Source organism: Amycolatopsis sp. NPDC059235 (assembly GCF_042754125.1).
GTDB lineage: Bacteria > Actinomycetota > Actinomycetes > Mycobacteriales > Pseudonocardiaceae > Amycolatopsis > Amycolatopsis albidoflava.
On sequence record NZ_JBHZAG010000011.1, the window covers coordinates 147467 to 158198 of the forward strand.

General features: G+C 70.6%; 8 protein-coding genes. 6 read left to right on the forward strand and 2 right to left on the reverse strand.

What is annotated here, in order from left to right; all coding sequences use genetic code 11:
* Positions 1–554 precede the first annotated feature (554 nt).
* Both ACFXI3_RS10875 and ACFXI3_RS10880 read left to right on the forward strand, forming a co-directional pair.
* Positions 555–890, forward strand: a complete 336-nt coding sequence (locus tag ACFXI3_RS10875; RefSeq protein ID WP_378399392.1) for a hypothetical protein — start codon at positions 555–557, stop codon at positions 888–890.
* Positions 891–916: 26 nt separating this feature from the next.
* A complete protein-coding gene (locus tag ACFXI3_RS10880; RefSeq protein WP_344267793.1) occupies positions 917–1267 on the forward strand; it encodes a DUF3817 domain-containing protein in 351 nt (116 codons plus the stop codon).
* A 60-nt stretch (positions 1268–1327) separates the two neighbouring features.
* Here ACFXI3_RS10880 and ACFXI3_RS10885 read toward each other — a convergent pair whose 3' ends face one another.
* Together ACFXI3_RS10885 and ACFXI3_RS10890 are read right to left on the reverse strand one after the other, a co-directional pair.
* Positions 1328–2938 (reverse strand): cation acetate symporter, encoded by a 1611-nt coding sequence (locus ACFXI3_RS10885; protein ID WP_344267791.1) that lies wholly within the window; start codon positions 2936–2938, stop codon positions 1328–1330.
* Positions 2935–3372: a DUF485 domain-containing protein gene (locus tag ACFXI3_RS10890; protein ID WP_344267789.1), complete on the reverse strand. Its 438-nt coding sequence runs from the start codon at positions 3370–3372 to the stop codon at positions 2935–2937. The genes ACFXI3_RS10885 and ACFXI3_RS10890 overlap by 4 nt, the downstream gene beginning before the upstream one ends.
* 968 nt (positions 3373–4340) lie before the next feature.
* On the opposite strand from ACFXI3_RS10890, the gene ACFXI3_RS10895 reads away from it, so the two are divergent.
* From ACFXI3_RS10895 to ACFXI3_RS10910, 4 genes are read left to right on the forward strand one after another with little or no spacing between them, the layout of a single operon-like run.
* Complete coding sequence (locus ACFXI3_RS10895; protein ID WP_378399390.1) at positions 4341–8771, forward strand: nitrate- and nitrite sensing domain-containing protein; 4431 nt, start codon at positions 4341–4343, stop codon at positions 8769–8771.
* Positions 8768–9220 (forward strand): roadblock/LC7 domain-containing protein, encoded by a 453-nt coding sequence (locus tag ACFXI3_RS10900; protein WP_037809909.1) that lies wholly within the window; start codon positions 8768–8770, stop codon positions 9218–9220. Before ACFXI3_RS10895 ends, ACFXI3_RS10900 begins: the two co-directional genes overlap by 4 nt.
* A gap of 7 nt (positions 9221–9227) precedes the next feature.
* Entirely contained in the window at positions 9228–9998 is a 771-nt protein-coding gene (locus ACFXI3_RS10905) for a DUF742 domain-containing protein (RefSeq protein ID WP_344267783.1), read from the forward strand.
* Positions 9979–10593, forward strand: a complete 615-nt coding sequence (locus tag ACFXI3_RS10910; RefSeq protein WP_093574469.1) for an ATP/GTP-binding protein — start codon at positions 9979–9981, stop codon at positions 10591–10593. Before ACFXI3_RS10905 ends, ACFXI3_RS10910 begins: the two co-directional genes overlap by 20 nt.
* Positions 10594–10732: the final 139 nt, after the last annotated feature.

A 10732-nucleotide genomic window follows, 5' to 3' on the forward strand; every position in this document is an offset into this window, starting at 1 on the left:
TATATACCCCCCCTCTTTGGTGGTCCGCTTTTTTTTATAATATTTCCCTCAAGGAGCCCTTCACGGACTTCCGCGGGAGCGAGGGCACGTGACCCGTCTTGCCAGCCGGTGCCCCGAACCGCCCTGGCGAGCAACTCGACGGCGAGCCTCCGCACACCGCGCACCCGGGAAAGCCCCAATGCGGCATTGGGTGCGCTGGACGCACCGAATGTGGCGTTCGGTGCGTGGCATGCACCGAATGTGGCGTTCGGTGCGCGGCATGCACCGAACGTGGCATTGGGGGCGCGGCATGCACCGAATGTGGCATTGGGGGCGTTTGACCGAGCTGAGAGTCCGGGCAAAGCAGCGAAGCCGTCCCGGCGCGAGCAGTGCTCGAGGGATCCGTCCGAAGCCGGCTTCGGCACCTCAGCCGCGGCGAATCGGCCGGCGAGTGCCGGGTGGGGCCCCGGTCACGACCTCGCCGCCTCTCAGCAACGCTTCCTCGCGCCAGTGCTAGCGTCGATACCGTGCCTGCAGATCCCGGCCCGGCCGTGTCCCCGCTCGGGCGCCGGCTCATGATCGTCGCCACGAGCGTCGTGAGCCTGGCGTTGTGCTGCGGGCTGGCCTGGTGGCAGTGGGACCGGTTCACGTCCGCCACCGGCACCTTCCAGAACCTCGGCTACGTGCTGCAATGGCCGCTTTTCGGGCTCTTCCCCGCGTTCATGTTCTGGCGCATCAAGAAGCTGCGCGAACGCGAGGAGGAAGCCGCCGGCCAGCCCGAACCGGCAGCGCCGGCACCGGTTCGCGTGCCCGCTCCGCGACCGGCCGCGGCTCCCGTCGAAGAAGACGACGAACTCGCCGCCTACAACCGCTACCTGCGCGAGCTCAACGCCCGCGACCAGCAGTCCTGAACGCCCGCGGAAATGAGGACGCTCCCATGACGACCAGCACCGACGGTGCCGCCCCGACCCGCCAGTCGAAGGTGTCCGGCTCGCTGACCCGGTTCCGCGCCAGCGCGTACGTGACCGGCGTCGGCCTGCTCGCCCTCTGCGCCACCATGATCATCGAGTACGGCTTCGGCAACGCGACGCCCGCGCAGGTGTACTCGCCGATCCACGGCGTGCTCTACATGATCTACCTGGTGCTCACCATCGACCTCGCGATCAAGGCCCGCTGGTCGATCAAGAGCACCGTCCTGGTGCTGCTGGCCGGATGCGTCCCGTTCGTGTCGTTCGTCGTCGAACGCCGGGTGACCCACCGCGTGCAGGCCGGGCGCGACGTCTTCTGAGCAGCAAAAAACCGCGGCGCCCGGAAGGTCGGGCGCCGCGGTTTTTTCGTGCTCGGCGGGTCAGGAGCCGAAGCCGATGCCGGTCAGCGACCGGACCTCCATCTCCGCGTGCTTGGCCGGGTCGCCCTTCGAGCGGCCGACGAACGTGCCGATCGCGCCGCACAGGAACGACACCGGGATCGACACCAGGCCCGGGTTCTTCAGCGGGAACCAGTGGAAGTCGACGCTCGGGAAGATCGAGTCCGGCGCACCCGACACCACCGGCGAGAACAGCACCAGCACGACACAGGCGATGAGCCCGCCGTAGATGCTCCACAGCGTCCCGGTGGTGTTGAACCTCTTCCAGAACAGCGAGTACAGCAGCGTCGACAGGTTCGCCGACGCCGCCACCGCGAGCGCGAGCGCCACGAGGAACGCGATGTTCTGTCCGTTGGCGAGGATGCCGCCGACGATGGCGAACACGCCGATCACGACCGCGGTCAGCCGGGCGACCCGGACCTCGTCCTCCGGCTCCGCCTTGCCGCGCTTGATGACGTTCGCGTAGACGTCGTGCGCGAACGAGGCGGACGCGGTCAGCGTCAGCCCGGCCACCACGGCGAGGATCGTCGCGAACGCGACCGCCGAGATGATGCCGAGCAGCACCGTCCCGCCCACGTGCAGGGCCAGCAGCGGCGCGGCCGAGTTCTCGCCGCCGGGCGCGGCCTTGATCTCGTCCGGTCCGACGATCGCCGCCGCGCCGAAGCCGATCACCAGCGTGCACAGGTAGAACACGAACATGCACGCGGTCGCCCACACCACCGAGCGGCGCGCCTCGCGGGCGTTCGGCACGGTGTAGAAGCGCATCAGCACGTGCGGCAGCGAAGCGACGCCGAGCACCAGTGCCAGCGACAGCGACACGAAGTCGAGCTTCGTGGTCCCGTTCTTGCCGTAGGAGCCGCCGGGAGAGAGCAGGTCCTTGCCCATCGGGCTGTGGTCGGTGGCCGCGCGCAGCAGGCTCGAGAAGTTGAAGCCGTACTTGCCCATCAGGAACACGGTGATCAGCGAGGCCGCGGTGAGCAGGATGGTGGCCTTGATGATCTGCACCCAGGTGGTGCCCTTCATGCCGCCGAGCAGCACGTAGGAGATCATCACCAGCCCGACCACGGTGATCACCAGCGCCTGGCCCCACTTGGAGTGGACGTCCAGCAGCAGCGCGACCAGGCCGCCCGCGCCCGCCATCTGCGCGAGCATGTAGAAGAAGGAGATCACCAGCGTCGACGTGGCCGACGCGGCGCGCACCGGACGCTGCTTCATCCGGAAGCTGAGCACGTCGCCCATGGTGAAACGGCCGGTGTTGCGCAGCAGCTCCGCGAGCAGCAGCAGGTCGACGAGCCACGCGACGAGGAAGCCGATGGAGTAGAGGAAGCCGTCGTAGCCGTTGATCGCGATCGCGCCGGCGATGCCGAGGAACGAGGCCGCGGACAGGAAGTCGCCGGAGAGCGCGACGCCGTTCTGCCGTCCGGTGAAGGCGCTGTCGGCGGTGTAGTAGCCCGACGTGGACGAGCGGCGGTTGCCCGCGCGGTAGACCACGAACAGGGTGATCGCGACGAACAGCGCGAACACCCCGGTGTTGATCAACGGGTTGCTCGCCGAAGCTCCTTCGGCGAGCGACGTGGTGGTCGCGAGGGTCACTGAGGGGTTCCTTCCGTGACGGCGTTCTGCGCGCGGATCTCGGCGGCGCGCGGATCCATCTCGCGGTCGGCGAAGCGGACATACAGCGCGGTGATAGCCGCGGTGGTGACGAACTGGCCGAGGCCGAGCAGCATGCCGACGTTGACCAGGCCGAAGACCGGCGTGCTCATGAAGTCGCTCGCGTAGGCGGCGAGCACGACGTAGACGAGGTACCAGACGAAGAACCCGACGCTCATCGGGAACACGAACCGGCGGAAGCGGCTGCGCAGCGAGCGGAACTGGGGGCTGCGCTGGATCTGCTCGTAGTCCGGACCGCGCTTGCGGCGCCTGCCGCTCGGGGCGGCGTCGCCTCCTTCGCGGTCGAACAGCGCGGGCATCTGACCGGTGTCCTCGGCCGAGGCGGCCGGTCCGGTGGTGCGCGCGACGTTGTGCATGGCTGCCTCCGGCAACTTGCGCGGTGGATGGCGCCGGGCGGCGTTCGAGAAAGCGCCCGGATCGCCCTTGCGGACTGGGAGGCGGCCATAGTAACGACGCCGCCGGAACGCGGAAAAAGCCGGTTCGCGAGGGCACCGGAAATTCCTTTTCGCCCGGGAAATAGCGCGAAACGGCGCGTCCGGGCAGATCACAGGCTGATCACTCGGAATAGTGAGCACCCGTGTCACGGGGAGTTGCCGAGAGTGGTCCGGGTTGCGGCAGATGGCGGAGTGACGGGCCGGTCAAGATCCAATACGGTGACCGGTCGTAGCCGCCGGGCGGGGCGGCCGCTCCGCTTCGGCGGGCAGGTCCGCGGCCGGGCGGGGATTCCCAGGCAGGGAAGGGAGGCTGGCAAAAATCACCGGGTCGAGCGGCGCGTCGCTGCATCTCCACAACATCGGGTTCAACTTCCGGGTGCACCCACTCGATGGGGGCACGGAGCGTAGTCCCATCGAGGGTGTCGCTTACCCTGTGTGGGCTAATCGGGTGACGGCCGGACGCCGAGGCCGAGAGCACCGGGTAACCGGAATTCCCGCGGCGGGCGATCGTGTGCGAATCCGCGGCTCCGAGTTCGTGCGGTTCGACTATTTTCCCAGGTCAGCCCCCCGATGCGGAACGCAATAACGCAGGCGGCGATTGGTGTACGATTCTTTGGCCCCAGCCGCCCGCAGCGATCGATAGGCGCAGACAAGTTGATCTCGACCACCGCCGTGCAGTCCGCAAGTTGCGTCGTGCACGTGCATAGTCCCGGGAAGCCGATCGTCTCCCGGACCGGTGAAGGATCGGCCGAGTCGTGCCCGCCACCGGTCGGACGCGCGGGCAGACGGACCGCGGGGCTCCGCCCCGGGAGCGCATCGCGCACCGGGAGCGGACAGAACCGCGGGAACCGCCGACGGGCCGCCACGACGCCGGACAGGGAGTCACTTTCGTGACCGTTGCAGGAGAAGGCCAAGTGCCTGTGGAGAAGCTGCTCGGCCGCCCGCCCAAGCGGCCGCGCTCGTCGTCGGGCTGGCGGGCGGCGTTGCGCTGGCGGGACTGGAGCCTGCCGGTCAAGCTGTCCGCGGTCACGATCGTCCCCATCGTGCTCGCGCTCGTCCTCGGCATCACCGCCATCGCGGGCCAGGTCTCGCGCTCGAGCGACTACCAGCGGATCGACCGGCTCGTCGCGCTGAGCACCCAGCTGCGCGCGCTCACCGACGGGCTGCAGCGCGAACGCACGCAGACCGCCTCCCAGCTCATCGCGGGCACCTCGGGCGTCACCCCCGAACTGAAGGCTGCCCGCGCGGCCACCGACGCGGCGGTCGCGCCGTTCACCGAGGCGGCCGCCCGGGTAGGGGCCGACGGCTCGAGCGTGTCCGGCGCGGTGAACTCGGCGACCGCGCAGGTCAACGAGATCGCGGTGATCCGCCAGCAGGTCGGGGCCGGCCTGCTGAACGCGGCCGAGGCCGTCGGCGACTACAACGCCGTCACCAGCGCGCTGATCGGCGCCGACACCGCGGTGTCGGCGGGCGCGAGCGCCGACGCGCTCGGCAGCACCCCGAGCGCGCTGCACGACCTCGAAGCCGCCAAAGAACAGGTGTCGGTCACCCAGTCCCTGGTGGGCTACGGCATCTCCGCCGGCACGCTCACCCCTCAGCAGCTGAGCGACGTGCGCGACGCGGAGCTGCGTTTCGACGACCGCGTCGCCGACTTCAACGCCGCCGCCACCGCGCCGCAGCGTCTCGACTTCGAGAGCACGCTCAAGCCGGACACCTCTTATGACCGCAAGCGGATGCTCGGCACCGTGCTCGGCGGGCAGGGCGTCTCCACCGACGACGCGCTCAAGCGGATATCGCCGCAGGAGTGGAACAACGCCTCGAACGCGGTGGTCTCGCAGCTGACCGAGGTCTCCGGCCGGATGAGCACCGACCTCACCGCGGCGTCGTCCTCGCTCGTCGAGGACGCCGGCAGCAGCGCCGGCCTGCTGGCCGTGCTGCTGTTCGCGGCGCTCGCCGCCGCCGCCGCGGTCGTGTTCGTCATCGCCCGCCAGCTGCTGCGGTCGCTGAAGGTGCTGCGCCGCAGCGCGCTGGACGTCGCGGAGAAGGACCTGCCCGAGGCGGTCCGCAACATCCAGGAGGGCCGCGCGCAGAGCGTCGAGGTCGAGCCGGTGCCGGTCCAGGTGCAGGACGAGGTCGGCGAGGTCGCGCGGGCGTTCGAGAAGGTGCACAGCCAGGCGCTGCGGCTCGCGACCGAACAGGCCGCGATGCGCGCCGGCTACTCCAGCGTGTTCGTCAACCTGTCGCGGCGCAGCCAGAGCCTCGTGCAGCGGCAGCTGCAGCTGATCGAGCGGCTGGAGCGCGACGAGGAAGACGCCGACCAGCTCGCTACGCTGTTCCAGCTGGACCACCTCGCCACCCGGATGCGGCGCAACAACGAGAACCTGATGGTCCTCTCCGGCGCCGAGCCGGGCCGCCGTTCCGGTCAGCCGGTCGCCACGCACGACGTGCTGCGCGCCGCGGTGTCGGAAATCGAGCAGTACCAGCGGGTTTCGGTGCAGCACCCGCCCGCGGTGAAGATCGTCGGGTTCGCCGCGAGCGACGTCCAGCGCCTCATCGCGGAGCTGCTGGACAACGCGACCGCGTTCTCCGCGCCGGAAACCCAGGTGACGGTCGCGACGCGGCTCGCCGAGGACGGTTCGCTCAACGTCGACATCCTCGACAAGGGCATCGGCATGAACGAGTACGAGGTGGTGGAGGCCAACGGCAGGCTCACCGACTCGGGCTCGGTCGACCTCGCGACCTCGCGCCGGATGGGCCTGTTCGTGGTCGGCCGCCTCGCCGGGCGCCACCGCATCGGCGTTTCGCTGCACGGCGGCAAGGACATCGTCGGCGTGCGGGCCACCGTGGTGGTGCCGCCGGAGCTGGTGATGACCGGTCTGGCCACCGTGCCGGGCGACCGGTCCGAACCCGGCCAGCTGCCCGGGCCCAAGGCGAGCCTCGCCGCGCCGCCCGTCGCGCCGGGCGGGCTGCCGCGGCGCCAGCGTTCGACCAACGGGTCGGCCGTGCCGGGTCTCGTTCCGCAGCAGGGAAGCAACTCCGAGGAAACCCAGCGCTGGCCGTCGGCAGGCGACCTCGCGGGCTTCTCCGGGGACAAGGTCGCGCGTCCGCCGTCCGACCTCGAGGTGTCCGGAACCGCGCTGTTCAGCCCGATCCCGCGCGACGACGACACGCCCGCCCCGCCGCCGCCCGCGCCGAAGCTGCCGCAGACCGTCGACGTCCCGCCGCCGCGTCCCGAACCGGAACCGGCCGCGGAAACCCGCGACGAGCGCGACGGCGAACTGCCCTCGGGCAAGGACCTCTTCTCCGCTGCCAACGCGACGACGCTGAGCGACTGGTGGAACCAGGCCGCGCAGCAGGTGCCGGAGGTCCCGCCGCCGTCCGCGGCCGAGACGACGATCGAGAACACGCCGATCTTCGACGAGATGCTGTCGGCCTGGTTCCGTTCGCCCGCACAGCCTCCGCCCGCCGCCGCTCCGGCCGCTTCGTCGGCGTCGGCGCCGGGCAAGGCCGCGGAACCGGAAGCGGACGAGGAACAGCAGCAGCGCAACTGGGATTTCGCGAGCGACGAAAACTGGCGGACAGTGCAGGCACTGTACCAAGTGGAGCCGAACTCGTTCACCAAGTCGGGCCTGCCCCGGCGCCGCCGCGGCGAACAGCTCATGCCGGGCAGCGCCGCGCCGGAACCGGCGGTGCCCCCGGCGGAAGCACCGGGCAAGGGTCTCCTGGACCTCCCGGTCCGCGACCCGGCGGACGTGCGGGGGCGGCTGAACAGCTTCCAGCGCGGCGTCACGCGCGGCCGGCAGGAAGTTCGCGGGACGGAGCCGGAAAGCACTGGCGGCACCGCGGATTCCGGTACCGCGGGTGTCGCGGACTCCTCGAGCGCCACGAGCGCCACGAGCGCCACGACGTCGCCGGAGCGGGCTCGCGCCCACGACGCGGCGACCCGGCGGCGGCAGACGGTCGCGGGCGCGTTCGGCGTTCCCGCGGACCAGAACCGTCCCGGCGGGATGCCGCAGCGCACCCCGGGTTCGGCCGGTTCCTTCGGCGGCCAGCCGGGTTCCGGCGAGACGGACGCGCCCGCCGGCTTCGGCGGACGGCCCGCGGACGCGGACTCGCCGGACGAGACGGCTCCCGTCCCGGCCGTGCCCCCCGCGTTCGACCCGGACGGCGGATGGCCGCGCCAGTCCGCCGCCGAGCGCACGGAACTGCCCGCGCCGCAACCGAACCGGGGCGTCCGGCCGGACAAGCCGGACAACCTGCCGACCCGCCGCAAGGGCGCGAGCAGCCTCCCGCCCGCTCCGCCGACCGCCGACCCGAACCAGGTCCCGGCAGCAGTCGCCGGACTCGAAGCGGCGGTCTCCGGCACGGGACAGACTCCCGCGTCGCAGGCGGCGCAGGCTTCGGCGAACGGCCAGACCGCGGCGCCGGAGAAGACGGACGCCGCTTCGGCGAACGGACAGGCATCGGCACCGCCTGCTTCGCCGCAGGGCACGGAGCAGACCTCGCTGTGGGGCACGCCCGCGGAGAACCCGGTGCCGGGCAAGGCTTCGCCGCTGACGACGTGGCGCAGCGCCACGCAGTCCCCGGCCGCCGCGCCGGGACAGCCGACGGAGAACGCGGCGCAGTCCGGCACGACGGCGGACCAGGCTCCGGCGACTCCCGCCGCTTCGGCTCCGGCTTCGGCGCAGGGGCTGGCCGGCGGACTGGGCCAGACCCGGGTGCCGGGCCAGAACCTTCCGGCACAGTCCGGAACGCCTGGACAGACCGCGTCGCCGAGCCAGGCGGGAACGTCCGGACCGACCGCGTCGCCGAGCCAGTCCGGAATGCCGAGCCAGCCCGGAACTCCGGGTCAGGCTGGGACTCCGGGTCAGGCTCCGGCCAAGACCGGGCTCTGGGGTCAGCCGCTGGTGCCGGGACAGGCTCCGTCGCGGCAGTCCTCCGCCGGACAGGACGCCCCGCAGGCGCCCTCGGTGCCTTCTGGGCCAGCCGGTTCCGACGGTTCGGCGAGCCCCGCCCCAGATCCTGCCGAAGCTACCGCTGAGTGGAACTTCGGTTCCGACGAAGGGTGGCGGACAGTCCAGTCGGTGTCCCAGTCGACGCCCGCTTCCTTCACTTCGGCAGGATTGCCTCGGCGCCGCCGGGGCGAACAACTGCTTCCCGGCAGCGCACCGCCGCCCGCCGGGTCGGCGAGCCCCCGTCCGTCCCGCGACGCGCACGACGTGCGCGGTCGCCTGAGCAGTTTCCAGCAGGGGATCCAGCGCGGCAGGCACCGCACCGCGCAGGCCGCTGAGACGAACCACGAAACATTGGAGGGTGAATGACCTCGCCGAATGCGGCCCAGCCGCAGCAGAACCAGTTCGGCTGGCTGGTGAACGACTTCGCCGACCGCGTCCCGGGCGTCGCGCACGCGGTCGTCGTGTCGGCCGACGGTCTCCTGCTGACGGCCTCCAACCGGCTGCCGCTCGACCGCGCCGACCAGCTCGCCGCCGTGGCGTCCGGGCTCGTCAGCCTCACCCAGGGCGCCGCCCGGTGCTTCGAGGCAGGCTCGGTGCGCGAGACCGTCGTCGAGATGGAACTCGGCATCATGGTGCTGATGTCCATCAGCGACGGCTCCTGCCTGGCGATCCTCGCCGCGCCCAACTGCGACATCGGGCAGGTCGCCTACGAGATGACCATGCTCGTCGACCGCGTCGGCCAGATCCTGACGCCCGAGCTGCGCGCGCAGCTGCAGGGCGCCGGGGGCTCGCTGATCGGCGAACCGGTGGGATGATGGCGCGATGAGCCAGGGGTCCGGATTGTTCGGCGAAGAGCCCGGTACCGGCGGCGAGCCCCCGCGCGGGGAGGAGCCCGCCGCCGGGGACGACGGCACGTTCGCCGACGTCCTCAACGGGTTCAGCCTTGATTCGGGCCGCTCGCGCAGAAAACGGAAGAAGAGCGGCAAAGAAACGAAGGAATCCCAGTCCCCAGCGCCGCCCGCCGCGGGAGCGCACGCGGCAGCGGACCCGCCGCCGGCCCCTGTGCCGCCGGCCGACCAAGGAGATGGTGTGACCTCTCTCGTCTCTCCACCGGGCAGTACGGACTCCGACGGCCCCAGACCAGGCGGGCTCTTCGACCCGGGACCGCCGAGCGGCGAGTTCTCGATGCCGTCGGCGATCGTCCGCCCCGAGCGCCACGATCGGGTGGACCCGGCCGAGGAGACGTCGATCGTGCGCCCGTACGCTCTCACCGGCGGGCGCACCCGGGCGAACTACGCGCTCGAACTGGAGACCCTGATCTCCACCAAAGACCATGTCGCCGCGGGGGGCTTCCCCCAGGCGGCGGCGGAACAGATCGAGAGCATCTCGATCATGGAATCGTGCCGGACCCCGCGTTCGGTGGCGGAGATCGCCGCGGTGCTGTCAGTGCCGCTGGGGGTGGCACGGGTGCTGATCAGCGACGCGGCCGACGCCGGCCTCGTCACCGTGCACCGGACGATCTCGGGCCAGGACGGCGCCGAAGCACACTTGATGTTGATGGAAAGGGTTTTGAGTGGACTCCGTCGGCTTTAAGGCACCGCGGGAAACCGCGCCCCCGACCATGACATCGGCGAAGATCGTGGTGGCGGGCGGCTTCGGAGCGGGCAAGACGACCTTCGTGGGTTCGGTGTCGGAAATCGTTCCGCTCACCACCGAGGCGATGATGACCGACGCCAGCCGCGGCATCGACAACCTCGACCAGACCCCGTACAAGACCACCACCACGGTCGCCATGGACTTCGGCCGCGTCTCGCTCGACGCGGACCTGATCCTCTACCTGTTCGGCACGCCCGGCCAGCAGCGGTTCTGGTTCATGTGGGACGACCTGGTGCGCGGTGCGATCGGGGCGGTCGTGCTCGCGGACACTCGGCGGTTGGCGGATTCGTTCGCGCCGATCGACTTTTTCGAGGATCGCGGGTTGCCGTACATCGTTGGCGTGAACACGTTCGATGGAGTGCTGGAGCACGACATCAATGATGTGCGCGAGGCGTTGTCTATTGATTCGAGTATCCCGATTGTGCGGTGTGATGCACGGGAGCGGGAGTCGACTAAGCAGACGCTGATCACGTTGGTTGAGTATGCGATGCGGCAGTGGATCGCGTTGAGGGCGGCTAAGGCTCATCAGTAGTTAGTCGGGGCTGGGTAGGTGGGTTGGCTCGGCAGGCTGTGTTTGATGGCGCCGACTTCGTCGTCGCGGCGGGATCGCCTTTAAGTCGGCGTGCGGAGGGGCAGTGCACCCGGCCCTGGGGGGCCGTGCGCACTGCCCC

What these genes read in the sequence shown, in the direction of transcription:
- ACFXI3_RS10875 (WP_378399392.1), top strand. Translation starts at nt 555, where the DNA reads ATGATCGTCGCCACGAGCGTCGTGAGCCTGGCGTTGTGCTGCGGGCTG.
- ACFXI3_RS10880 (WP_344267793.1), top strand. Translation starts at nt 917, where the DNA reads ATGACGACCAGCACCGACGGTGCCGCCCCGACCCGCCAGTCGAAGGTG.
- ACFXI3_RS10890 (WP_344267789.1), bottom strand. Translation starts at nt 3,372, where the DNA reads ATGCACAACGTCGCGCGCACCACCGGACCGGCCGCCTCGGCCGAGGAC.
- ACFXI3_RS10900 (WP_037809909.1), top strand. Translation starts at nt 8,768, where the DNA reads ATGACCTCGCCGAATGCGGCCCAGCCGCAGCAGAACCAGTTCGGCTGG.
- ACFXI3_RS10905 (WP_344267783.1), top strand. Translation starts at nt 9,228, where the DNA reads ATGAGCCAGGGGTCCGGATTGTTCGGCGAAGAGCCCGGTACCGGCGGC.